20 protein-coding genes are annotated in these 22,881 nt (G+C 71.8%); 10 read left to right on the top strand and 10 right to left on the bottom strand.

Annotation, left to right across the window (positions count from 1 at the left end; all coding sequences use genetic code 11):
- Positions 1-108 precede the first annotated feature (108 nt).
- Together ACQEV2_RS12845 and ACQEV2_RS12850 are read left to right on the top strand one after the other, a co-directional pair.
- Positions 109-699 (top strand): TetR/AcrR family transcriptional regulator, encoded by a 591-nt coding sequence (locus tag ACQEV2_RS12845; protein WP_433039516.1) that lies wholly within the window; start codon positions 109-111, stop codon positions 697-699.
- A gap of 108 nt (positions 700-807) precedes the next feature.
- On the top strand, positions 808-2,067 hold the full coding sequence (locus ACQEV2_RS12850) for a pyroglutamyl peptidase (RefSeq protein WP_433039518.1): 1,260 nt from the start codon (positions 808-810) through the stop codon (positions 2,065-2,067).
- On the opposite strand, the gene ACQEV2_RS12855 is transcribed toward ACQEV2_RS12850, so the two are convergent.
- Entirely contained in the window at positions 2,057-2,857 is an 801-nt protein-coding gene (locus ACQEV2_RS12855; RefSeq protein ID WP_433039520.1) for an EI24 domain-containing protein, read from the bottom strand. The genes ACQEV2_RS12850 and ACQEV2_RS12855 overlap by 11 nt on opposite strands.
- Positions 2,858-2,910: 53 nt before the next feature.
- Here ACQEV2_RS12855 and ACQEV2_RS12860 point away from each other — a divergent pair, with 53 nt between their 5' ends.
- Positions 2,911-4,281 (top strand): tetratricopeptide repeat protein, encoded by a 1,371-nt coding sequence (locus tag ACQEV2_RS12860; RefSeq protein ID WP_433039522.1) that lies wholly within the window; start codon positions 2,911-2,913, stop codon positions 4,279-4,281.
- Between the two features lie 129 nt (positions 4,282-4,410).
- On the opposite strand, the gene ACQEV2_RS12865 is transcribed toward ACQEV2_RS12860, so the two are convergent.
- Positions 4,411-5,229, bottom strand: coding sequence for a hypothetical protein (locus tag ACQEV2_RS12865; protein WP_433039524.1), 819 nt, complete (start codon positions 5,227-5,229; stop codon positions 4,411-4,413).
- 219 nt (positions 5,230-5,448) lie between these two features.
- Between ACQEV2_RS12865 and ACQEV2_RS12870 the strand changes: the two genes are divergently transcribed.
- Positions 5,449-8,007: a M14 family zinc carboxypeptidase gene (locus ACQEV2_RS12870; protein WP_433039526.1), complete on the top strand. Its 2,559-nt coding sequence runs from the start codon at positions 5,449-5,451 to the stop codon at positions 8,005-8,007.
- Positions 8,004-9,155 carry a serine hydrolase domain-containing protein gene (locus ACQEV2_RS12875; protein WP_433039528.1) on the top strand — a complete coding sequence of 384 codons (1,152 nt, stop codon included), beginning with the start codon at positions 8,004-8,006 and terminating at the stop codon, positions 9,153-9,155. The genes ACQEV2_RS12870 and ACQEV2_RS12875 overlap by 4 nt, the downstream gene beginning before the upstream one ends.
- A 182-nt stretch (positions 9,156-9,337) precedes the next feature.
- Here ACQEV2_RS12875 and ACQEV2_RS12880 read toward each other — a convergent pair whose 3' ends face one another.
- Entirely contained in the window at positions 9,338-9,757 is a 420-nt protein-coding gene (locus tag ACQEV2_RS12880) for an organic hydroperoxide resistance protein (protein WP_433039530.1), read from the bottom strand.
- A gap of 94 nt (positions 9,758-9,851) precedes the next feature.
- On the bottom strand, positions 9,852-10,850 hold the full coding sequence (locus ACQEV2_RS12885; RefSeq protein ID WP_433039532.1) for an NADP-dependent oxidoreductase: 999 nt from the start codon (positions 10,848-10,850) through the stop codon (positions 9,852-9,854).
- A 110-nt stretch (positions 10,851-10,960) separates the two neighbouring features.
- On the opposite strand from ACQEV2_RS12885, the gene ACQEV2_RS12890 reads away from it, so the two are divergent.
- The 3 genes from ACQEV2_RS12890 to ACQEV2_RS12900 all read left to right on the top strand — a co-directional run bounded on the left by ACQEV2_RS12890 (position 10,961) and on the right by ACQEV2_RS12900 (position 14,470).
- The gene (locus tag ACQEV2_RS12890) at positions 10,961-11,404 is read left to right on the top strand and encodes a MarR family transcriptional regulator (protein WP_433039534.1); all 444 of its coding nucleotides are present in this window, start codon (positions 10,961-10,963) and stop codon (positions 11,402-11,404) included.
- A 128-nt stretch (positions 11,405-11,532) separates the two neighbouring features.
- Positions 11,533-14,193, top strand: a complete 2,661-nt coding sequence (locus tag ACQEV2_RS12895) for a LuxR C-terminal-related transcriptional regulator (RefSeq protein ID WP_433039536.1) — start codon at positions 11,533-11,535, stop codon at positions 14,191-14,193.
- 79 nt (positions 14,194-14,272) lie between these two features.
- Entirely contained in the window at positions 14,273-14,470 is a 198-nt protein-coding gene (locus ACQEV2_RS12900) for a hypothetical protein (protein ID WP_433039538.1), read from the top strand.
- A gap of 39 nt (positions 14,471-14,509) precedes the next feature.
- Here the strand turns inward: ACQEV2_RS12900 and ACQEV2_RS12905 are convergent, their stop codons facing one another.
- Positions 14,510-14,887, bottom strand: coding sequence for an SHOCT domain-containing protein (locus ACQEV2_RS12905; RefSeq protein WP_433054400.1), 378 nt, complete (start codon positions 14,885-14,887; stop codon positions 14,510-14,512).
- Between the two features lie 313 nt (positions 14,888-15,200).
- On the opposite strand from ACQEV2_RS12905, the gene ACQEV2_RS12910 reads away from it, so the two are divergent.
- The gene (locus ACQEV2_RS12910; RefSeq protein WP_433039540.1) at positions 15,201-17,120 is read left to right on the top strand and encodes a glycoside hydrolase family 15 protein; all 1,920 of its coding nucleotides are present in this window, start codon (positions 15,201-15,203) and stop codon (positions 17,118-17,120) included.
- Positions 17,121-17,155: 35 nt separating this feature from the next.
- Here the strand turns inward: ACQEV2_RS12910 and ACQEV2_RS12915 are convergent, their stop codons facing one another.
- From ACQEV2_RS12915 to ACQEV2_RS12930, 4 genes are all read right to left on the bottom strand, one after another.
- The gene (locus tag ACQEV2_RS12915; RefSeq protein ID WP_433039542.1) at positions 17,156-17,776 is read right to left on the bottom strand and encodes a GAP family protein; all 621 of its coding nucleotides are present in this window, start codon (positions 17,774-17,776) and stop codon (positions 17,156-17,158) included.
- Positions 17,777-17,789: 13 nt separating this feature from the next.
- Positions 17,790-18,191, bottom strand: a complete 402-nt coding sequence (locus ACQEV2_RS12920; protein ID WP_433039544.1) for an SHOCT domain-containing protein — start codon at positions 18,189-18,191, stop codon at positions 17,790-17,792.
- A gap of 89 nt (positions 18,192-18,280) precedes the next feature.
- Entirely contained in the window at positions 18,281-19,537 is a 1,257-nt protein-coding gene (locus tag ACQEV2_RS12925; RefSeq protein ID WP_433039546.1) for a hypothetical protein, read from the bottom strand.
- A gap of 110 nt (positions 19,538-19,647) precedes the next feature.
- Entirely contained in the window at positions 19,648-20,067 is a 420-nt protein-coding gene (locus ACQEV2_RS12930; RefSeq protein ID WP_433039548.1) for a DUF7144 family membrane protein, read from the bottom strand.
- A 167-nt stretch (positions 20,068-20,234) separates the two neighbouring features.
- Here ACQEV2_RS12930 and ACQEV2_RS12935 point away from each other — a divergent pair, with 167 nt between their 5' ends.
- The gene (locus tag ACQEV2_RS12935; protein WP_433039550.1) at positions 20,235-21,560 is read left to right on the top strand and encodes a cation:proton antiporter domain-containing protein; all 1,326 of its coding nucleotides are present in this window, start codon (positions 20,235-20,237) and stop codon (positions 21,558-21,560) included.
- A 120-nt stretch (positions 21,561-21,680) separates the two neighbouring features.
- Here the strand turns inward: ACQEV2_RS12935 and ACQEV2_RS12940 are convergent, their stop codons facing one another.
- On the bottom strand, positions 21,681-22,757 hold the full coding sequence (locus ACQEV2_RS12940; RefSeq protein ID WP_433039552.1) for an SCO2400 family protein: 1,077 nt from the start codon (positions 22,755-22,757) through the stop codon (positions 21,681-21,683).
- Between the last annotated feature and the right edge of the window lie 124 nt (positions 22,758-22,881).

Consider the following 22,881-nt stretch of genomic DNA (forward strand, 5'->3'; position numbering starts at 1 on the left):
GGTGCCTCCTCGTTGAGTCCGGGGTGTGCCAGGTGCGCCTCCATCGTGCATCGGGTACCTGTAGATCGGTAGGTTTCGTTATCTTGCTGTTATGTTTGTGTCAGGACGATGCCGTACGGTGGCGCCATGAACGCGAGGGTCAGGAACGAGGAGCGTCGCGCGGAGATCGTGCAGGCCGCCCTGGAGGTGATCGCCGAGCGCGGCTACCGGGGCGCGAGCCTGGCCGCGGTCGCGGAGCGCGTGGGCCTCACCCAGCAGGGGTTGCTGCACTACTTCCCGACCAAGGACGCGCTGCTCGTCGCGGTACTCGAGGACCGGGACCGGTGGGACGCGATGCCCAACACCCGGTTGCGGGTCGAGCTGATCGCTTCGATCGTCGAGTACAACGCCATGCGGCCCGCCATCATCCAGACCTTCTCGGCGCTGCTCGGTGAGAGCGTGACCGAGGGCCATCCGGCGCGCGAGTACTTCACCGAGCGGTACACACGCGTACGCGCCAACCTGGCGGACGTGCTGCGCACCGAGTACGGCGAGCGCCTGCCCAGCGGCCTCACGCCGGAGCGGGCCGCTCCCCTGCTGGTGGCGATCATGGACGGTCTCCAGTACCAGTGGCTGCTGGACCCGGAGTCGGTGGACATGCCGGCCGCGTTCCGGGACTTCCTCGGGCTGCTCGGCGAGAACAGCGAGAGGACGGACTGACCGTCTCCTCGTCCCGCGCCATGGCGTAGACCACTCCCGTCACGAAATACTTCCGGCGTCCCGCACCACGCACGCCCCCCCCACCGTGACGGAAGGACCGGAACTTCCTTGAATTCCATACGCGTTCGGATCGGCATCCTCGGAGTCGCCCTGCTGGCCGGACTGTCGGCCCCCGCAACCGGGGCTGCCGCCGCCGAACCCACGGCCCCCGCGCCGACCGTCGAGGAGCAGCGCCTCGGCAAGGCGGTCCCCCAGGAGATCCTGCGCCGGTCCGGATTCGACGCCGCCGCAGAGGAGTTCGCCCGCGATCTCGGTGCCGCGCACTCCTACGCGCAGGCCCGGCAGGTTGTCGTACGCGAAGGGTCGGCGCTGTGGCGCAGGGCCGTCGACCGGGCGCAGGGCCGGGGTCCGGCGGGCGGTGATCTGAGCCGGGACGACGATCGGCCGCTGTACTGGGCGCGGTTGTCGATGACGCGGGACGTGCGGACGTGGGAGCCGGAGTTCGGGCTGAGCGAGACCCGACGGGCGGCGCTGCTCGATGCGTTGGAGCGGACCTCGCGGGGTCAGACCGACATCGGCCATCCGCACGGCAAGGGGATGAAGCGGATCTTGGTCACCGGCTTCGACCCCTTCACCCTCGACCGTGACATCCGTATCTCCAACCCGTCCGGCGCGACCGCGCTCGCCCTCGACGGCACGGTGATCGAGACGGCCCAGGGGCCGGCGCGGGTGGAGACCGCCGTGTTCCCGGTGCGCTGGCAGGACTTCGCGGCCGGGACGGTGGAGCGGACGCTGCGGCCGTATCTGAGGAAGGTGGACCTGTTCACGACCGTGAGCCAGGGGCGCGTCGGGCGGTTCGACATCGAGCGGACCAACGGGGCCTGGCGGGGCGGTTTCCCCGACAACGAGAACCTCTCGCGCACCGAGACCATCCCCGTCACCGACCCGGCCTCGCAGCCGCAGTGGACGACGACCACGCTGCCGTACCAGGAGATCGTCGCCGCGAACACCGGGCGGTTCCCGGTGTACGACAACACGAGCGTGACCGAGATCCCGGCGGGCGGCACCGAGGCCGTCGTACGGCCGGACGGGCCGACGCCCGGCTCGACCGCGCGGGCCGGGGGCGGCGGGAACTACCTGTCCAACGAGATCGCCTACCGGGCGACGCTCCTGCGGGACCGGCTGGGGCTGCACCACGTACTGCCGGGCGGGCATGTGCACACGCCGGTGCTGCAGTTCGGGGCGGGCAACACGGACCCGGCGACCGGCTCGGTGACGGACCCGGAGTTCGTGCGGAACCGGCTGGACATCATCGCCCAGGTCCGGACGATCCTGAAGGTGGCGGCCGACAGCCCGGTCACCAGCTGACGGACTCTCCGTCGGGGGCGGTCGCCGCCGCCTGCTCCTCCCCGGTCTCCTCACCCATCAGCTCCCGCGCCATCAGCGTGGCCCCGGCGACCGCCCCCGGCATCAGGAACACCGCGACGAACGGCACCAGGAAGGCCGCGGCGAGAGGCGTGCCGAAGCCCCAGACCAGGGTCTTGCGGGCGCGGAGCACGGCGAGGCGGTCGCGGAGTTCCACGCGGCGGCGCTGGAGGGCGACGGCCGTGAGCTCCTCGGTGAGGAAGAAGCCGGTGACGACGACACCGATCACCGGTACGACCGTCTGGCCGACGACCGGGATGAAGCCGAGGGCGAAGAGCAGCACGCCCCAGCCGGCGGCCCGCACCACGATCCACAGGCTGTCGCGGCCCGAGATCCACAGCTCGCGCCAGAGCGGCAGTCCGGACTCGGGGGCCGTGCCGTCCGGGGAGACGTCCTGGTCGACCTTCTCGGAGAGTTTCTCGTAGAAGGGCTGGCCGATCAGCAGGGTGACGGCGGTGAAGGTGAGGACGGCCAGGAGCAGGCTCAGGGCGAACAGGACGGCGGTGAGGAAGCCGCGGAACAGGCGCTGCCAGGGGCTCGACCAGTCGTCGGCGAACGGTGTCGACCAGGTCACGAAGGCCTCGCCCCAGATGGCGAGGGCGACAAGTGCGGCCGCGTACAGGACGAGGGTGAGGAGGCCGGGGATCAGCCCGAACTCGTACTGCTTTCCGTGGCGGGCCACCCATCGCTGGCCCTGGAGGAGATACCTGAAACCGGCCCCGAGATCACGCATGGCCGAACTCTATCGGCCGGGTCGTGGCGGGTGGGCCGATAGGGTCCGGCCTCGTGGACGCTGCTGAACTCGACCGACGCTCTCGCACCTACGACGGCTGGATACCGCCCTGGGTGGTCTCGCTGCTGGTCGAGCACGGGCACCTGGAGGAGGTGCGGGTGCAGGCGGGGCGCGGGGACTGGTACTGCGCGCGGCGGGTGGCGGAGCTGCTGATCGAGGAGGGGCGGCGGGAGGACGGTCTGGAGGTGCTCCGCTCGTTCGTGGACAGCGGCTGGTGGGGGGCCGCGGATGTCGTCGCCGGGTTGCTCGACGAGTGGGGGCGTACGGACGAGGCGGTGGCCCTGGTGCGTCCGTACGCGGAGGACGGGGAGCGGCTCGCGGTGCACCGGCTGGCCCAGCTGCTGGCCGGCCAGGGGCGGGTCGACGAGGTGATCACGCTGCTGGGGCCGCACACCGACGACTGGTTCCTCGCCGAGGCGCTCGTCCAGCTGACCGAGGGGTACGGGCGGGACGCTGAGGTTCTGGCGCTGCTGCCCGGCGTCGGCGCAGGGCTCGAGTGCTCCGGACGCTGTCAGGACGAGGTGGGCACGGCAGGTCTGCGGGCGAGGGTCCTGGAACGGCAGGGGCGCGTGGACGAGGCGGTGACGCTGCTGTCCGCGTTCGCGTGGCGCGGCAACGTCGTGCACGTGAACCTCGTCAAGCAAGTCGCCGACGTGCTGGCCCGGCACGGCCGGGAGACGGAGCTGCGGGAGCTCGTCGCCGGGCGGGGTGACGACCACGCCGCCTACCGCCTCGCCGCGCTGCTGGAGAAGCGCGGACTGGTGGATGAGGCCGTCGATGCGCTCCGGCCGTTCGTGACGAGAGGGTCGCCGAACGCCGCGTGGACGACCGCGGACCTGCTGAAGCGGCATGGCAGAGTCGACGAGGCGATCGAGGTGCTGCTGCCGGTACCGGCGGTGATGGGCGGTGATCTCGACTGGATCGTCCACGAGTTGTGGACGCTGCTGGCCGACCAGGGCCGGGCGGACCAGGCGCTCGCGGCCATCGACGACATCGCCGGGCAGGTGGGCGGCATGTCGGAGGAGCTGTTCCTGCAACGCATCCGGCTGCTGGCCTACTGCGGCCGACACGAACAGGCGATCGACGAACTCCGCGCCCATCCCGAGGCCGACGCCTGGTACATGGTCTCGGAACTGGCCGACCTCCTGGCCGACGCCGGACGGCTCGACGAGGCCGTCGCGGTCATGGAGCCGGTCTGCCGGGCCACCGGAAGCCACCACAACTCCCTTGCGCAGCTGATGATCCGCCAGGGCCGGGCGAAGGAAGCCGTGGCGCTGCTCTCCGAGCGCCGCGCCGTCGCCGGCCCCCGGAACCCCTGGGGCGCCGTTGACGCTTCCGGATACTCCGCCGATCCGCCGTTCTGACCAACGGCTGCTGAAGCCGCGGACCAGAACGGCTGGTCAGAACGACTGGTCAGAACGACTGCTGAGGTACGGCTGATCAGTACGACCGCTGAGGTACGGCTGATCAGTACGGCTTGACAGACTGGCTGGTCAGACCGGCGCCACCGCCACCACCACCCCCGGCTCCGCCGCCGGCGACACCGCCGCCGAGACGCGTACCGCCGCCGCCCTGGCCACCCGCCCGGCCCGGGCCGCGGTGGCGAGGAGCAGGGGCTGGACCTGTTCCAGGGCGGAGACCAGCAGTTCCTCGCCGGCGATCAGCACCGGCCGCGCCGCCTTCGTCGTCGCCGCCGCTGCCTCCGTGAGGTCGGCGAGGGGCGGGAGCGCGGCCCGGACGACGTTCGCGCCGGCGGCGGCAGCGCGTTCCGCCAGGGCCACCTGGAGCGGCATCAGGGGGGCCAGCGCGGCCGTCAAGGCGTCGGCGATGCGGTGGAGTTCGGGGGACGACTCGCGCAGGACCTCTGCCGCGGAGCGGAGGAGGGGGGTCACCGCGAGCAGCGCGCCCGCGGCTACGCCCGCCGTGGCCGGCAGCAGAGGTGACGTCGTCTCGACCAGCTCGCCCAGCGCGTCCGCGAACTCCTCGACCGCCGGCTCCACCGCGTCCAGCACCGGCAGCAGGCTGTCGCCCAGCTTCGTCAGCAGGGCCTGCGCCGGTTCGCTCACCGGGTGGACCGCGAGGGGCGCCCCGCTGGTGCCGAGCCGGGTGAGGGTCTCGACGATGCGGTAGAAGGCCTCCTGGGCCTGCGGTGAGGCGCTCGCCTCGGCCAGTTCGGCGGTGGTCTGACGCAGCACGCGCAGGACCTCGGCGCCCGAACCGTCTCTGGGGTCGAAGGTGTTGATCGCGATACGGGTGATGTTCCCGGCCGTGTCCAGGAGTTGGCCGGTGATGTCCGTGGTGCTGCGTGCCATGCGAAGTACGTCGTCCCTGCTGGGGAGCGAAGGGATCGTCGCCATGGGCCCTCTTCCCTCGTGGTCGTCCGTCACACCCGGCGCCCTCAGCATGCCCGCTCCGAAGGCCCCGGCATGGGCCGTCCGGGGCATCCGTGACATCAACTCCCTCTTGTTGCCGTTGAGTCGAACAGGTACACCTCGCCGTACCGATCTCAGGAACTTCCGGAGGAGGTACGCGTGCGCACCACGAGAACCGTTCCTGCGAGACCTGTTCTGTTCACCGCCCTCGCCGTCACCACGGCGGGCTCCCTGCTCCTCACCCCGCAGACCGCCGTCGCCGACCCCGAACCCCCCGTCCACCGCGAGGCCGCGCTCGACCGGCACGCGGCACGGACACCCGCGAGCGCCGCCCAGCGCGCCCTCGGCTCCACCGAGGACGCCTCCCGTGCGGTCGGTGACGACAGCCGCGGCTACCCCCGCCGTCAGGTCCTCACCCCGGACCCGGAGAACCCGGCCGACAAATCGATAAAGCTCGGCCTCACCCCGTACCACGCCATCGCGCCCCGGCTGAACGCCCTCCAAGCCCTCGGCGACCGCGTGAGCGTCGAGATCGCGGGCCGCTCGGCGGGCGGGCACCGGCTCTACCTCGTCACCGTCACCTCCCCCGAGACCACCCGCCAGGGCCGCGCCCAGGCGCGCATGCGCGAGCTCATCGAGAACGCGCCCGCCCTCGCCGCCAAGTCCCCCGAGGTGAAGAAGGCGTACAAGGCCCCCGTCTTCGTCAACAACAACATCCACGGCAACGAGTGGGAGGGCACCGACGCCTCCCTGAAGCTCATCGAGCGCCTGGCCACCGCCAAGGACGACAAGACGCGTGACCTGCTCGCCCACAGCCGCCTGTACTTCAACATCACCGCGAACCCGGACGGCCGTATCGCCGGCACGCGCGCGAACGCCAACGGCTTCGACATGAACCGGGACTTCGTCACCGCCTCGCAGCCCGAGGTGCGGGCGATGCGGCAGATCATGACCACCAAGCAGCCGGCCGTCATGCTCGACCTGCACGGCTACGTCAACGGCACCCTCATCGAGCCCACCACTCCCCCGCACGGCGAGAACTACGAGTACGACCTGTTCCTGAAGAACTCCTACGCCAACGCCCTCGGGATGGAAGCCGCCGTCAACGGCCTCGGCTACACGCCCGCGAAGGACGGCGTCGAGCCCGCGCAGATCCCGTTCCGGGACCAGGAGGAGGGCTGGGACGACTGGCCGCCGATCTTCACCCCGCAGTACGCGGCCTTCCACGGCACGGTCGCCGCGCACACGGTCGAGATCCCGCTGCAGGTGAACAACCGCGCCTACGACACCCTGCCGGTCACCGAGCTGCGCCGCCGCTCCGCGATCAACGTCGACGTCGCCGGGGCGGCCCTGCGCGCCACCCTCGACTTCGTACGGTCCCGGCGCACGTCACTCGTCGCCGACCAGATCGAGGTCTTCCGGCGGGGCGCGGCGGGAGCGGCACAGGTGCCGGTGTCGCCGGAGACCGTCCCGGGCGTGCCCGGCACAGGCCCGGAAGACGTCTACACGACCAAGTTCCCCCGCGCATATGTCCTCCCGCCCTCGGGCACGGCCACCGCGCGGCTCGTCGACCACCTGCTGGCCAATGACGTACGGGTGGCACGCGCATCGCACGCCTTCCAGCTCGGCGGGAAGTCGTACGCGAAGGGCTCGTACGTCGTCGACATGCACCAGCCCAAGCGCGGCCTCGCGAACGCGCTCCTCGCGGACGGGCGGGACATCAGCGACAAGGTCTCGGTGATGTACGACATCTCGGGCTGGAGCCTCGGCCGGCTGTGGGGCGCGGCCGTCGAAACCCTGCCGGGTCTGCCGTACGGCGTCCTGCGCCCCGTGCGCGCGGCTGCCCCCGTCGCGTACGTCGCCCCGCGCGGCGACCTGCGGCTGCGGCTGGCGGACCCGAGCGAGATCGCCGCCCTCAACTCCCTGCTGCGCAAGGGCGTCCAGGCGCGCCGCGCCGCCGACGGCAGCGCGATCGTGTCGGGCTCGGCACGCCGGCAGGCCACGGAAGCCGCCCGCACCTACGACGTCTCCTTCCACGCCACCAAGATCACCGGCACCACGCCACTGCACCGCACCCGCGTCGCCGCCGCCGTCACGCCCGGCGAGCTGTTCGCGCTGCGGGAGATGAACTTCGAGGTCACACCGGTCTCGACGGGTGTGCTCAACGCCGGGTTCGACTGGTCGTCGGTGGACGTGCTGTTCGTGTCGGCGGGACTGGAGTACGGCGACCTGACCACCGGGGCCCGCACGGCTCTCGACGCCTTCCTCGACGGCCACGGCCTCGTCGGCCGCGGCGCCACCGGTGCCGCGATCGGCTCGGCGACCGGACTGCTGGCCGCGAAGCCGGTCGAGGGCAACGCGGACGCCAACGGCGTGGTGCGCGTGGTGAACTCGGCCGACGCCCTGATGTCCGGCGCGCCTGACCATGGCTTCGTGTACGCGCCCGTATGGTTCACGGACCTCGGGCCGCGGGTCCGGGTGGAGCAGTCGTACGCGACCGGGAACCCGCTCGTCTCCGGGCACTGGCGGCCGTCGCAGGACGGCTCCGGCGGGCCGGTGGACGCGGCGGGACAGGCCTCGGTGATCAGCGGGCCACGGGCGGTCCTGTTCGGCACGGAACCACTCTTCCGGGACCATCCGAAGGGGGAATTCGCCCAGGTGGGACGGGCATTGTTCACCATGGCACTCGCAAGCGGCTCAGGTAAGGAGAGCGGATGACGCAAGGGATCCACGGCACGGTCGCGGACGGCTTCGAGGCGGTACGTGAGGAGTTCGCCGCGTTCGTGGCGGGTGAACGGCCGGACTACGAAGGCCAGTTGTGCGCCTACGTGCACGGCCGGAAGGTCGTCGACCTGTGGGCCGGCGACGGCTGCGAGGCCGACTCGCTCTACGGGGTGTTCTCCTCGACCAAGGGCGCCGCTCATCTCGTGGTCGCGCTCCTCGTGCAGGAGGGCACGCTGGAGCTGGACCGCAAAGTGACCTACTACTGGCCGGAGTTCGCGGCCGAGGGCAAGGGTGCGCTGACGCTGCGCGAGCTGCTCGCGCACCGTGCGGGGCTGGTCGGCGTCGACGCCGGGTTCACCGAGGAGGAACTGGCCGACGACCAGGCCATCGCCGAACGCCTCGCGGACCAGCGGCCGTTCTGGCGCCCCGGCACGGCCTTCGGCTACCACGCGCTCGTCATCGGCGCGCTGGCGGGTGAGGTCGTCCGCCGGGCCACCGGACGCACGCTCCAGGAGGTGTACGAGGAGCGGGTGCGGGCGCCTTACGGCCTGGACTTCTACCTCGGGCTGCCCGAGGAGCTGGAGCCCCGCTTCCGCTCCGTGCAGCCGATGGCCCCCACGCCGGAGCAGCAGGCGGTGCTGGACTCGGTACCGACGGGCCCGCACACGCTGGCGTCGATCGCCTTCAACACCCATGTGCCGGAGCCGGGCGAGCTGGTGGACCACGCCAACTCCCGTAGGGTGCGCGCCAAGGGGCCCGCGTCGGCGGGCGGGGTCGCGGCGGCGCGCGGGCTCGCCGGGATGTACGCGGCGGCGATCAGCGAGCTGGACGAGCGGCCGCCGCTGCTGAAGCCGGACACCATCGGCGAGGTCGGGCAGATCCATTCGACCGGCTACGACCTGGTGGCCCGTACGCACAAGTCCTTCGGGCTCGGCTTCCAGGCGGTCGCCGACACGTGGTACCCGTTCCTGGGCGCGGGGGCCTTCGGGCACAGCGGGGCGGGCGGTTCGCAGGCCTTCGCGGATCCTCGCAGCGGGGTCGCTTACGGCTACGTTCGGCGGCGTTGTGCCTTCCCTGGCGGGGCGGCGCCGGAGAATGAGCGGTTGGTGAGGGCGGTTCATTCGGCGGCGCTGGCGAGCTGATGCTGGTCAGTTTCGCCCAGTAGCTCGGGTGGATCGGTTGTCTCGCGAGTGCGGGCTTGCGGGGGTTGATCGCGCTCACGCGGCGGAGCCGCATATTGACACAGCCCCGCGCCCCTGAAAAACCTGGGCGAGGCCGCTCCCTACGTCCAAGGGGGCGGCCTCGTCGTATGCAACGAATGGCGTCAGAGCAGCGTCACGGTGATGTTGCCGCGGGTCGCCTTCGAGTAGGGGCAGACCTGGTGGGCCTTCTCGAGCAGGGCCCGCGCGGTCTGGGCGTCGACCTTCGGGATCTCCGCCGTGATCTCGACGATGATCCCGAAACCGTCGTCGTTCTTGCCGATGCCGACCTTCGCGGTGACGGTCGAGCCGGAGATGTCGGCCTTCTCCTGGCGGGCGACGACGCCCAGGGCGCCCTGGAAGCAGGCGCTGTAGCCGGCCGCGAACAGCTGCTCCGGGTTGGTGCCGGCGCCGCTGCCGCCCATCTCCTTGGGCGGGTTGACGACGACGTCGAGCTTGCCGTCGTCGGTGGCGACCCGGCCGTCGCGGCCGTTCTCGGCGGTGGCGACGGCGGTGTACAGGACGTCGGACTGCTGAATCGACATGCGGTTGTCTTCCTCCTCGGTCCACCGCGACTCGCGCCCACGATCGCGATGGAATTCGGAAAGAAGTTACCGCATGCCGGAAAATCAGAGAAGGCTACAGCTTGACGATCATCTTCCCGGTGTTGTCGCCCCGCAGCACCCCGAGGAACGCCTCCAGGTTGTTCTCGATGCCCTCGACGACGGTCTCGCGATACTTCAGCTGCCCGAAGGCCACCCACGGGCCCACCTCGGCCACGAACTGCGGCTGAAGGTCGTAGTGGTCGCCGACCAGGAAACCCTCGATGCGGCCGCGGGTCTGGATGAGGCGGGCGAGGTTGCGCGGGCCGGGGGCGGGCTCGGTGTTGTTGTAGACGGAGATCATGCCGCAGACGGCGATACGGCCGCCCTGGTTGAGGGAGCCGATGGCGGCCTCCAGGTGGTCGCCGCCCACGTTGTCGAAGTAGACGTCGACACCGTCGGGCGCGGCGGCGCGCAGCTGCTCGCCGACCGGGCCGTTCTTATAGTTGAAGGCGGCGTCGAAGCCGTACTCCTCCACCAGGAGCTTGACCTTCTCGTCGGACCCGGCGGAGCCGATGACGCGGGAGGCGCCCTTGAGCTTGGCGATCTGCCCGACCTGGCTGCCGACGGCACCGGCCGCGCCGGACACGAACACGGCGTCACCCTCCTTGAAGGCGGCGGTGCGCAGCAGGCCGGCGTAGGCGGTGAGGCCGGTCATGCCGAGGACGCCGAGGTACGTGGACAGGGGCGCCGCCTCCGGGTCGACCTTGACGGCGTTCTTGGCGTCCACCGCGGCGTACTCACGCCAGCCGAAGAAGTGCAGGACGTGGTCGCCGACGGCGATGCCCTCGACGTTGGAGGCGACGACCTCGCCGACGGCGCCGCCCTGCATGACCTTGCCCAGCTCGAAGGGGGCGACGTAGGACTTGGCGGCGCTCATCCGGCCGCGCATGTACGGGTCGACGGAGAGGTACTTGTTCCGCACCAGGACCTGACCCTCACCCGGCGTCGGGACCTCCACCTCGACCAGGGCGAAGTCCTCGGGCTCGGGCCAGCCGACGGGGCGGGAGAGGAGGTGCCATTCGCGGTTGATCATGGGGGGTGCCTTTCCGGTTCACGCTTCGCGCGCGGCTTTTACTTCAGTACCTGAAACAACCATGCTCCTGAATATTTCAGGATGTCAAGTAACCGGGGTATCCTGAGCGCATGGCCACCCCACACACGTCCCGCCGCCCCGATGAGCTGACCCTCGAAGTCGTCGACCTCATCGGCTCGGTCGTGGCCCGCTATCACGAGGAGTACGAGGAGGCCGCCGCCGAGCACGCGCTGACCGGTGCGCAGGCGCGGCTGCTGAGCCTGCTGTCGCTGGAGCCGCTGCCGATGCGCAAGCTGGCGCAGCGACTGCGGTGCGAGCCGTCGAACGTGACCGGGATCGTGGACCGGCTGGAGTCCCGCGGCCTGGTGGAGCGCCGCCCGGACCCGGCGGACCGCCGCGTGAAGCTGGCGGCGGCGACGCAGGAGGGCCGGCAGGTGGCCCGGAGCCTGCGGGACTCCCTCCGATTCGCGCGGGAGCCGCTGGCGGGGCTGTCGGAGGAGGAGCGGCTGTCCTTGCGGGATCTGCTGCGGCGGATGCTGGACGTGGGCGCCTAGGGGCCGTTTGCGGGCGCCCTGGTCCGGGGTGACGATCGGACTGTGGATGTAGTACCGCTCGGGCCTCCATGAGGCGGGTGATGGGCACGATGTCACCCTCCGGTGGAGGGCGCCACGGTGATACGGCCATGACGGCGGTGACTCCCGGCGGGGACCCGGTTCTCGCCGCACGGTTCGCCGTGCCGGCGGTGCCTCGGACCTTCGTGCGCCGGGCCCGGCTCGTCGAGCACCTGGCAGAGGGCCTGAGCACTCCGCTGACCCTGGTCAGCGGGCCCGCCGGGGCGGGCAAGACGCTGCTGGTCGCCGACTGGATCTCGGGCTGCGCGCCGGGTGCCGTCGCCTGGCTGACCGTGGAGCCGGAGGACAGCGCTCCCGGCGTCTTCTGGTCCTACGTCCTGCATGCCTTCCGGCACCACGGCATCGCCCCGCCCGAGTACATCGGCACCCCGGCCCGCTCCGGCGAGGTCGATCACTCGATGCTCGCCCGGCTCGCCGCCTGGCTGAACGGTCGGGACACCCGGGTGACCCTCGTCCTGGACGAGTTCGACCGGGTGGCGGGCTGTGCCGACATAGCCGACGGCCTCCAGTTCGTGCTGCGCCACGCCGGCGACGGCCTGCGCCTGGTGATCGCCAGCCGTACGGAGCCGCTGTTGCCGCTGCACCGCTACCGGGCCGCCGGTGAACTCGTCGACATCCGGGGCGCCGACCTGGCCTTCCGCGCCGAGGAGACGGCGGCCCTGGTCGACCGGCACGGGCTGGCGCTGTCCGCCGAGACCGCGCGGGTGCTGACCGAGCGCACCGGCGGCTGGGCCGCGGGGCTGCGGCTGTGCACCCTGGCCGCACAGCGGGCCGGTGACCCGGAGAGCTTCCTGGAGGACTTCGAGCCGGGGCACAGCACGGTCGCCGACTTCCTGTTGGGCGAGGTGCTCCGCGCCCACCCCGCCGAGACCCAGGACCTGCTGCTGCGCACCAGCATCCTGAAGGAGACCCACCCCGATCTGGCCAATGCCCTCACCGGGCGGGACGACGCGGAAGCCGTCCTGGAGGAACTGCAACGGGCGAACGCGTTCGTCGATCCCCTCGGGCACTCGTGGTACCGGCTGCACCCGCTGTTCGCCGAGATCCTCCGGGTGCATCTGAGCGTCCGCCACCCCGGCCTGAAGCCGGAGCTGCACCGTACGGCCGCCAAGTGGCTGATCCGGGCCGGCCTGCTCGACGAGGCCCTGCTGCATGCGGCGGACGCGGGTGACTGGGAGCTGGCGGCCGCCGAGTTCATCGACCATCTGGCGATCGGCCGACTGCTGACGGGGCTGGCGGCCGAGCGGCTGGACGGCCTCTTCGCCAGGATGGCGCCGGAGGTGTCCGGGCCTGCCCCCGACCTGGTGCGCGCGGCGCGCGAGCTGGCCCATCACGACGTCGACCGGGGTGTCACCTATCTGCGTCGTGCGGAGGAGAACCTGCCGGGCGGCGACATCGACGACGGTGACGCCGCGGCGGTGCGGTTGAGCTGTGCACTGCTGCGGGTGCTGGCAGCCCGGGTGGCGGGCTCCGCGGACATGGCCGAGACGGCGGCCCGGGCGGCCGCGGAGGCGGAGCACGCCCTCCCGGCCGACCGGCTGGAACAGCGTCCGGAGCTGACGGCCCTCATGCTCACCGATCTCGGATCGGCCCAGTTGTGGGCAGGCCGCTTCACTGCCGCGCGCGCCACGCTGACCGCCGCCGTCGAAGCCGCCCACGGGCCCTCGACGGCCTTCCCCCGGCATGAGGCCCTCAGCCGGCTGGCGCTGATCGACTTCCTGCACGGCCGGCCCGGCCGGGCCGAGGCGCATGCCCGGGGGGTGATCGCCGAGGCGGAGCACTCGGGGCTGCCGGAGTCCGACCGGATCGGGATGGCCCAGCTCGTGCTGGCCGCCGTAGCCATCGACCGGAACGATCTGGCTGCCGCGCAGGCCCATCTCGACCGGGCGGCCGCCACGTCCGACGCCTCCCGCGATCCCGTCGTGGCGGTGGAGCGGGCGATCCTGTGTTCCCGGATGCTGTGCGCGAGGGGGGATTCCCGGGCGGCGCTGCTGGCCCTCGACGGCGTGGCGAAGCAGCCGCCGGTCTCCGCCGAGCCGTCCCCGTGGGTGAGCGACCGCATCGCGATGGCCACGGCCGCGGCGCATCTGGCCGACGGCGATCCGAAGGCTGCGGTGAAGGTGTTCGAGGACCAGCCGGCGCACGGCGCGGAGAGCCTGGTGGCCGAGGCCCGGGCCCGGGTGGCGGCGGGCGAGAGCGCACGGGCTCTGCGCATCCTCGACGACCTCCCCGACCGCCGGAACCGGGGACCGGTCATCGACGTGTGGGTGCTGCTGACGCGTGCGCAGGCCGTCGACGTGCTCGGTGACTCCGCCGCCGCGGAGAGCCTGGTCCTGCGGGCCCTGGCGGCCGCCCGTCCGCATCACCTGAGGCGGCCGTTCGCGGAAGCCGGACCGTGGTTCAGGCGGTTGCTGCTCGACCGGCCCGCGCTCGCCCGGGGACATGCCTGGCTGACCGGCCCGCTCTCGCCGCACCCCGCCGCGTCGCGGCAGCGGGAAGATTCCGCGACCTCTCACCCCGAGCCGCTCAGCGCACGGGAACAGGACGTGCTGGAGCGGTTGGCCCAGCTCATGTCCACCCAGGAGATCGCCGCCGATCTGCATCTGTCGGTCAACACGGTGAAGACCCACCTGAAGAGCATCTACCGCAAGCTCGCCGCCACCCGGCGCGGCGAGGCGGTCCGCCGGGCCCGCGAGGTCGGGCTGCTCTGACGTGTCACCTCGCCCGGGTGATGCCACCCGTCGCCCGGTCGGCCCAGCATGAGGGGTAGTCGGCGAGAGAAGCACGCTCATGCGCTACGAGATCCGCGTCGACGGGCAGATGTCGGACGAACTGACCACGGCGTTCCCCGAGTTGGACAGCTTCGTCGTCCCCTGCCAGACCGTGCTGTACGGCCAGGTCCACGACGAGGCCCACCTGTACGGCCTGTTGGTGCGGTTCCAGTCACTGGGCCTGCGCGTACTGGAGTTCCGTCTGCTACCGGAGTGATGTGCCGCTCGCGCGGCGCGGTACGGCTCAGCTTCGCGCTCAGCCCGCGAGCACCTTCGCCTTGGCCCGCTCGTACTCGGCGTCGGTGATGTCGCCGTGCTCGTGCAGCCCGGCGAGCTTGGTCAGCTCGTCCACGCGCGTCGCCGCGGGCGCCGCGGTGGCCGGGGCGCCGGCGGCCGCCTCCTGGACGTAGGAGCGGAACGCCTGCTCCTGCCGCTGCATCTGGCGCACATCGCGTTCGCCCATGCCGCGTCCGCGGGCGATCAGGTAGACGAACACGCCGAGGTACGGCAGCACGCAGACGAAGACCGTCCAGCCCGCCTTGGCCCATCCGCCCATGCCGTCGTCCCGGAAGATGTCCCCGATGACCCGGAAGAGCAGGACGAACCACATGACCCACAGGAAGAACCAGAGCATGGTCAGGAACGCGTCGAGCAGCGGATAGTCCACGATCGCCTCCACCCTTCCGGCCGCCGTGACGCCACAGCGGCACTCGGAGCCTCACGTCCTCCACGCTGCGCCCACCGGCCCGGAACGGCATCACCCGGAGCGGGTGGAGTGCGGCCGTCGGTGGCGGCGCGGCCGTCGTGCGCATCGCCGGGCCCGTGTGAGCTCACCCGGCGCAGGTTCACCTGCCAGGGGTGAAGCCCTGCCCTGGGCGCGCTCGAACGATGGAGGTGAGCCGGATCCGGGGCGCTTCGGCGTACCCAGTGGTGGAGGGAGCGAGACAGTGGACCGTTATCCGCCCATCGCCGAGCATGGCATGGTCGGCGACCTGCAGACCGCCGCCCTGGTCTCGTCCGCCGGAGTCGTCGACTGGTGGTGTACGCCGCGCTTCGACGCGCCGAGCGTCTTCGCCTCGCTGCTGGACAGCGGGCGCGGCGGCCACTGCCGCCTCGCCGTGGATCTCCCGGAGAGCGAGGGCATGACGGTACGGCAGCTGTACCTGTCCGACACGGCGATCCTGATCACGCGGTACATGGCGCCCGGCGGTGTCGGCGAGGTCGCCGACTTCATGCCGCCCGTCGACTCCTCGACGCCGACGGACCGGCACCGTCTCATCCGCGTCGCGCGTGTCGTCCGGGGCACCCTGCCCTTCACCTTCGCCTGCCGCCCCCGCTTCGACTACGCGCGGGCGCCGCACACCCTCACGCGGGACGGCGACCGCTCCGCGGTTTTCCACGGCCCGGGAACCGACCTGCGTCTCCAGTCCACCGCCGGCGTCGCCCTGCGCGCCGAGGCCGACGACGTCGTCGGCCGCTTCACCCTCTCCGCCGGGCAGGCGGCGGCCGTCGTGCTGACCGCTACCGCGAGCGGAGCCACCCCCGCGCCTTCTCCTTCCCTGGGCGACGTGGTCGACGAGATGATGTCGTGCCGCACCTTCTGGCTGTCCTGGCTTCGCTCCTGCACCTACGGAGGGCGCTGGCAGGACATCGTGAACCGCTCGGCGATCACCCTCAAGCTGCTCACCTACGCCCCCACGGGCGCGCCCGTCGCCGCGGCCACCATGGGACTGCCCGAGCAGATCGGCGGGGAGCGGAACTGGGACTACCGCTACACCTGGATCCGCGACGCCGCGCTGACCGTCCGGGCCCTGATCGATCTGGGGTTCGAGGAGGAGGCGCACGCGTTCCGCCGCTGGCTGCGCGGACGCGTCGAGGCCGGCGGCACGGCCACGGGCGACCCCCTGCAGATCATGTACCGGGTGGACGGCGACCCCCACCTGACCGAGGAGATCCTCGACCACTTGGAGGGCTACCAGGGCTCGCGGCCGGTACGGGTCGGCAACGCGGCCGCCGATCAGCTGCAACTCGACATCTACGGCGAGGCGGCCGACGCGCTGGCCGTGGGGGGCGACATCGGGGCGATCCGCGGCTGGCATGCCCTGAGCGACGTACTGGACTGGCTCTGCGACCACTGGGACCAACCCGACGAGGGGATCTGGGAGACCCGCGGCGGCCGGCAGAACTTCACCTACAGCCGGCTGATGACCTGGGTCGCCTTGGACCGCGGCATCCGCCTGTCCACCGCCGCGGCCCGTCCGGGGCACATCGGCCGCTGGGCCGACACCCGCGACACGGTCTTCCGGCAGATCGTCGAACAAGGCTGGCACGACAAGCGCCAGGCCTTCGTCCAGCACTACGGCACGGACGTCCTGGACGCCTCGCTCCTGCTGATGCCCCGGGTCGGCTTCGTCTCACCGCACGACCCGGACTGGCTCGCCACCCTCGACGCCATGGACGAGGAGCTGGTCAGCGACAGTCTGGTCTACCGCTACGACCCCCAGGCCTCCCCCGACGGGCTACGGGGCTCCGAGGGCACCTTCAACCTGTGCAGCTTCTTCTACGTCGAGGCCCTGGCCCGCAGCGGCCGGCTCGGGCGGGCCCGGTACGCCTTCGACAAGATGCTCACCTACGCCAACCACGTCGGCCTCTTCGCGGAGGAGATCGGCCCCTCGGGCGAACAACTCGGCAACTTCCCCCAGGCGTTCACCCACCTCGCCCTGATCACCGCGGCCATGGCTCTGGACGAGCAACTCAGCCAGGCTCAGGAGCATCCGGCACGCGGCGACGACCGGCACGCCACGCTCCAGGGCTTCGGCTTCAACGTGCCCGTCCGGTCGGCGGCCGGAGGCGACGCGGGCGGCTGACCCGGACGTGCCGCATGCCGGCCGCCGTGACGCCGTCAGGCGAGGATCAGCACGATGAAGATCACGCACGCCAGGATGTTGATCAGCCAGCTGTGCGTGTTCATCCACTCGCGGACATGCGGCATGGCGGCGGTCGCCCTGTGGTGGAACACCAGCAGGAACAGCAGCGGAAGCGCGGCGATGAGCACGGTCGCCGCGATGAACGGCAACGCCTCCGCGAAGTTCGCGTCCGTCTGTCCCAGGTGCGTGCCCACGGTCAGCATGACGACGATGTCCGACGGCATCAGCAGAATGACGAGCAGCCCGACCTTGAGGGCCCGCTTGGTGTCCGCCGACATGAGGGTGCCCAGCCATTTCGGTGGCTGGATGGTCTCCCGCCGCACCCAGTTCTTGAGCGCGGCCGCGGCAAGCAGGCCGACCAGCACGTACTGGATGATCTTGCCGCTCGATCCGGAGTCGCCGGGATCGCCCAGGTCGAACAGTGAGGCGAGACCCAGGGCGATCGCGGTGCCGACGGTGGCGGCGGCGGCGACCCCGGCGAGGAAGCCCAGCGACACCCGCACGGGCCGGGGTGTCGTGACGAAGATGATCGCCGACATGATCTGCGGGCCGACCATCATGGTCACGGCCAGCGGCAGCACATTCAGCCCGTCCACGTCGCCGCCCGCGTCAGGTCGTCAGGACCTTGGATTTGGCCTGTTCGTACTCGGCGTCGGTGATGGCGCCCCGGTCGTGCAGCGCGGCCAGCCTGCCCAGCTCGTCCGCCTTGGCGCCCGGCGCCTTGGGCCCCTCGGCGGCTGCCTGCTGGACGTACGTGCGGAACGCCTGCTCCCGGTCCTGTGCCCGGCGCAGCTCCCGCTCGCCCATCCCCCGCCCTCGGACGATCAGATAGGCGAAGACGCCGAGGAACGGCAGCACGCACACCGTCAGCGTCCAGCCCGCCTTGCCCCAGCCGCTGAGCGCGTCGTCCCGGAAGATGTCGGCGACCACGCGGAACAACAGCATGAACCACATGATCCACAGGAAGAACCAGAGCATGGTCAGGAACACGTTGAGCAGCGGGTAGTCCATGATCGCCTCCGCTGGACGGCTGCCGCGACGGCCGTGCGGCGCCTGAGGACTCGACGCCTACACGGTGCGCCGGAGCGGGCCGTGCGGCATCACCCCTGACGGGTGGGCTGTGCCCGCCGCTCGACCCGGCCGCCGGCCGCCAGGAGTGCCAGGACCGCCAGGACGGCGAGCAGGACGAGCGCGAACACCAGGATGCTGAGCGCGGTGGGGCGGTTCCACACCGCGAAGACGAAGGCCAGAATCACCAGCGCGGACAGGGCGATCGACCGCCGGTGGGTCTGCGCCCACCCGCCCACCCGCCCGGCCCGGATCTCGTGCCCGTCGGCCCAGGCGGCCACGGAGTCCGCGGTGCGGTCACAGGCGCGGCGGATCGCCACCGGCAGACGGCCGGGCCCGATCAGCCAGGCGCCGAGGGCGACCACGACGCCGAGCACGATCGTCGTGCGCAGGGCGGACCGCAGGAAGCGCAGCAGGGTGTCGAAGACGGCCGCCGCGGCGGCGTCCGACTGCACGGCGGCCGGGAGATGGTCCAGGTAGTAGCGGCGTACGACGACCAGGGCGATGGCCACCACCAGGCAGGCGAAGGCGGCGCCCAGCGCGGTACGGGCGAGCGCACGCCGCCGTCGGCGGGCCAGCAGCACCCCGGACGCGCCGGTCAGCACGGTGAGGACGGGCAGCCAGTAGCCGATCACGTCCAGCAGGTGCGCGCCGTCGCGGATCTTCTCGAGTTCCTCGGCCTGGAACAGCACGAGCTGCTTGTCGACCTGGGGAATCTTCTCCGCGGGCGACAGACCCGCGTCGACGAGTTCCTGTTTCACCTGCTCGACGACCGTGCCGACGTCGAGGGTGACCGTGCCGCCCGCGACCCCCACGGCGCCCCGGCCCTCGCCGGTGAGGGCCTGCACGACGGCGTTGTGGGCTCGTTCGTTGGCGTTCTTCCACGCGGTGGCGAAGCCGTCGCTGTGCACGATCCGCGTGACGACCCTCGTCACGGCGCCGTCCACGGCCGAGTCGATCTGCGGCCCGAGCCCCCGTACGGCGGCGGTGGCCCGAGGCGGCAGGCCCTGGGAGCGCAGCCAGTCGGCGAGCTCCGCGGCGGCCCGGTCGCCGTCGATACGGACGGCCACGGCCTCCGAGATCCGGTGGACGGCCGCGTCCTGGACGGCCGGCTCGGTGGCCAGCGGGGCGACCGTTTTCACATACCGGTCCGTGTCGAGGGCGATGTCGTGGACCCAGACCGTGATCAGTGCGACGGGCACCAGGACGCAGGTGACCACGATCAGCACCGTGGAGGCCGTGGCTCGGGCGATGCGCCCGGGCACGGAGGGCTGGTGCGCGGCGCTCATGCGGACTCCAGGTCGTCCAGGGGCCCCTCCCTTCCCTCCATTGCGTCCGCGCCCCGCCGTGCGGGCACGCCGAGCGGGCCCATACGGGCGAGCAGCCCTCGAGCCCTCGGCTAATCGGCGAAGGTGTCCCGCTTCACCACGCACAGGGCCCACACGATGAACGCGTACATGGCGATCAGGGTGAGCGACCAGACCGGGTAGTACGGGATGGACAGGAAGTTGGCGATGATCAGCAGTGCCGCGATGCCGACGCCGACGACCCTCGCCCACGTCTTCGCCGCGAACAGGCCGAAGCTCACGACCACGGCGATCGCCCCGAACAGCAGGTGGATCCAGCCCCAGCTGGTCAGGTCGAACTTGAAGACGTAGTTGGGCGTGGAGACGTACACGTCGTCCTCGGCGACCGCCATGATTCCCCGGAAGACGTCGAGGATCCCGGAGATGAACAGCATCACTCCGGCGAACAGCGTCAGGCCGGTGGCGGCTGCCTGCGCCCTCTCACGGTGCTGGGGACGAGAGGTGGTGGCCATGTGCGGCCTCCTTTTTCTCACCGGGCTGCGGCGCGCAGCCGTACACCACCGAGCCTGATCCCCGAGGGCCGCGCCCGTCGTCACCCCCGCCGGGTGAGGACGCGTCGGCTGCCGCCCTGCTGTCATCGAACACGGGGACCGGCGCCAGGCCTGAGGAGGGCGGCGCGATGAGCGATGGTGCCTGGGCGGGGCTGGCGGTGGCGGGCGTCACCGCCGCCTATGCCCTCGGCTCACGCCGTCTGTCGGCGACGCCGGTGACGGCGGCGATCGTGTTCACGGGGAGCGGCGTCCTCATCGGTCCCGCAGTCCTCGACGTCATCGACATCGAGCACTATGCCGCCCCCGTCACGGCTCTGGTGGAGGCCGCGCTGACCCTGGTGCTGTTCACCGACGCCATGGCCGTCCGGCGGCGCGACCTGGTCACGGGCGGGTTCCTGCCCGTCCGGCTGCTCGTCGTCGGCCTCCCGCTGTACATCGCCGCGGGCTGGCTGCTGGCCTGGCCGCTGCTGCCCGCGCTGACGGTCTGGGAGCTGGCTCTGGTGGGTGCGATCCTCGCGCCGACCGACGCCGCCGTGGGCAGGACCGCCATCTCCCATCCCGCCGTGCCGCCACTCGTCCGTCACGGTCTCAACGCGGAGAGCGGGCTGAACGACGGCCTGGTGCTGCCGTTCTTCGTGGTCTTCGCCGCCGCCGTCCCCGGCACGTCCTACGCGCAGGAAGGCATCGCGGGCACCTTCTGGCGCTCCCTGCTGCTCAGCACCGCCCTGGGCCTGCTGGCCGGCGGCATCGGCGCGCGGCTGCTGCGCGCGGCCCGGGCCCGCGGCTGGGTCGCACGGCAGTGGGGGCAGGTCTACCCGCTCGGGGTCGCCGTGGCCGCGTACGAGTCGGCCGTCCTCACCCACGGCAGCGGGTTCATCGCGGCCTGGGCCGCCGGATTCGCCTTCGGGCACGGCCTGCGGCGGCAACGCACCGGCGCCACGCCCGAACGCCCGGACCACACGGCCGAGTTCGCCGAGAACCTGGGCGCGCTGTTGGCGTCGATCAGCCTGATGGTCTTCGGGGCGGTGCTCCTCGGCCCGGCGCTGCAGCACCTGACCTGGGAGATCGCCCTCTACGCCGCGCTCAGCCTGCCGGTCGTACGGATGCTGCCGGTGGCTGTCGCACTGCTCGGCAGCGGGCTGCGGATGCCGACGGTCGTGTTCATCGGCTGGTTCGGGCCGCGCGGTCTGGCCTCCGTCGTCCTGGCGCTGCTCGTGGTCGAGGAGCAGGTGCCGGGGGCGCAGACGCTGGGGCGGGTGGCCGCCGTCACCGTGGGCCTGAGCATCCTGCTTCAGGGCGTCACCGCCCTGGCGCTAGCCGAGCGGTACGGCCGCTGGTACGCACGCGCCTCTGCCGCCGCCGGCGGGCGCGGGCTGCGGGAGGGCGCGTCCGTGCCGGAGTCGCCCGCGTCGGAGGGGGCGGGTGTCACGGCGTCAGATCGGCCCGGGCGGTGACGCGTCCCTCAGCAACGGCGTCGGTCACAGCCCGGCGCCCCGGGGGGGGGATCACCCGGGACAGGTGAGGGGTCGCCCCTCAAACAGCCTCAAGCATCGATATTCGCGAAGGTGAACGTCTCACGTGCACCACCACAGGAACCGCTCGCACGTCTCCGACGGCGACGGGTCCGGTGTCGGGACCGCCGTGGTCGGTTCCTCAGTAGGTGGCGGGTTCTCCGGCTCGGACGTGGGGGCGGGGTCCGAGGTGGACGTGCCGGAGCCGCCGCTGCCCGTCGTCGGCGACGGGGCGTCCTTGTCCGGGGTCTTGTCCTCGTCCTTCTTCTTGTCGTCCTCGTCCTTCGGTGACTTCGAGGTCGACGGAGACGTCGAGGGACCCGGTGACGGCGAGTCCGCGTCCGTGCCCGTCGTCCCGTCCGTCGCCTCCGGGGACGCGGACACCTCGTCCGCCGCCGCGCCCTCCGCCGACTCGTCCCCGGCCGCCGCCGGTTTCGGGTCCGCGCCCGGGGCGTCCATACCGAGCTCGGCGAGGCTCAGACCGCCCGCGGCCAGGACGAACCCCGCGGCGACCAGCAGGGCCCGGCGACGGCGACGGCGGTGCGCGGCGGCCTTGCGATCGCGACGGCTCGTGCCCACCCCGGACTCCTCGTCCAGGTCACCGTCGTCTTCGTCGTCGTAGTCGGCATAGTCGTCGTACTCGGCGTCTTCGGCGTACTCGGCGCGCTCGCCGGCACCACGCCCCCGCCCTCGGCCACGCCGCTGCGCGGCCCTGCGCGCGGCCCGCCCGCCGACCGGCGCGGCCGACGCGGTTTCGGCCTCCGCGGCCTCCGCGGCGGCTGCTCCGCCCCCGGCGTCCGCCGGCTCTTCGGAGCCCCCGACGCCGTAACCGTCGCCGTCGTAGCCGCCCTCGTAGCCGCCGCTCCCGTACTGCCCCTCGTAGCCGCCGCCGTACTCGCCGCCCGCGTACTGCCCGCCACCGGCGTACTGCCCGTCGCCCGCGTACTGCCCGTCGTACCCGCCGTAGGAGCCCTGAGCCCCCACCGTGCCCGTAGCCGCCCCCACAGACCGCTCGGCCATCTGCGGGTACGCCTCGCTGGGCGCTCCCGCGTGCGCGCGGACATGTTCGACCGTGGCGCCGCACCCCGGGCAGGCGAGGGCGCCGTTCAGGTGCCGTCGGCACGGGTGGCAGTAGTCCATGACGCGGGAAGACTAGGTTCCGCGCGGGGACGGTTGATAGTCACAGCTGTGAAAGTTCTGTAGGGAACTAACTGTTCCGGCATGCCGAGTTGAGGGATATGCCAGGACACGCCAGACACGCCCC

Source organism: Streptomyces sp. CA-251387 (genome assembly GCF_050936625.1).
In the GTDB taxonomy this organism is placed as follows: Bacteria; Actinomycetota; Actinomycetes; order Streptomycetales; family Streptomycetaceae; genus Streptomyces.

Bases quoted from the DNA above. Each gene is read 5' to 3' on its own strand.
- ACQEV2_RS12940 (WP_433039552.1), bottom strand. From the start codon at position 22,757: ATGGACTACTGCCACCCGTGCCGACGGCACCTGAACGGCGCCCTCGCC.
- ACQEV2_RS12885 (WP_433039532.1), bottom strand. From the start codon at position 10,850: ATGATCAACCGCGAATGGCACCTCCTCTCCCGCCCCGTCGGCTGGCCC.
- ACQEV2_RS12845 (WP_433039516.1), top strand. From the start codon at position 109: ATGCCGTACGGTGGCGCCATGAACGCGAGGGTCAGGAACGAGGAGCGT.
- ACQEV2_RS12920 (WP_433039544.1), bottom strand. From the start codon at position 18,191: ATGGACTACCCGCTGCTCAACGTGTTCCTGACCATGCTCTGGTTCTTC.
- ACQEV2_RS12890 (WP_433039534.1), top strand. From the start codon at position 10,961: ATGGCCACCCCACACACGTCCCGCCGCCCCGATGAGCTGACCCTCGAA.
- ACQEV2_RS12895 (WP_433039536.1), top strand. From the start codon at position 11,533: ATGACGGCGGTGACTCCCGGCGGGGACCCGGTTCTCGCCGCACGGTTC.
- ACQEV2_RS12865 (WP_433039524.1), bottom strand. From the start codon at position 5,229: ATGGCACGCAGCACCACGGACATCACCGGCCAACTCCTGGACACGGCC.
- ACQEV2_RS12930 (WP_433039548.1), bottom strand. From the start codon at position 20,067: ATGGCCACCACCTCTCGTCCCCAGCACCGTGAGAGGGCGCAGGCAGCC.
- ACQEV2_RS12855 (WP_433039520.1), bottom strand. From the start codon at position 2,857: ATGCGTGATCTCGGGGCCGGTTTCAGGTATCTCCTCCAGGGCCAGCGA.
- ACQEV2_RS12900 (WP_433039538.1), top strand. From the start codon at position 14,273: ATGCGCTACGAGATCCGCGTCGACGGGCAGATGTCGGACGAACTGACC.
- ACQEV2_RS12925 (WP_433039546.1), bottom strand. From the start codon at position 19,537: ATGAGCGCCGCGCACCAGCCCTCCGTGCCCGGGCGCATCGCCCGAGCC.
- ACQEV2_RS12880 (WP_433039530.1), bottom strand. From the start codon at position 9,757: ATGTCGATTCAGCAGTCCGACGTCCTGTACACCGCCGTCGCCACCGCC.
- ACQEV2_RS12875 (WP_433039528.1), top strand. From the start codon at position 8,004: ATGACGCAAGGGATCCACGGCACGGTCGCGGACGGCTTCGAGGCGGTA.
- ACQEV2_RS12905 (WP_433054400.1), bottom strand. From the start codon at position 14,887: ATGCTCTGGTTCTTCCTGTGGGTCATGTGGTTCGTCCTGCTCTTCCGG.
- ACQEV2_RS12935 (WP_433039550.1), top strand. From the start codon at position 20,235: ATGAGCGATGGTGCCTGGGCGGGGCTGGCGGTGGCGGGCGTCACCGCC.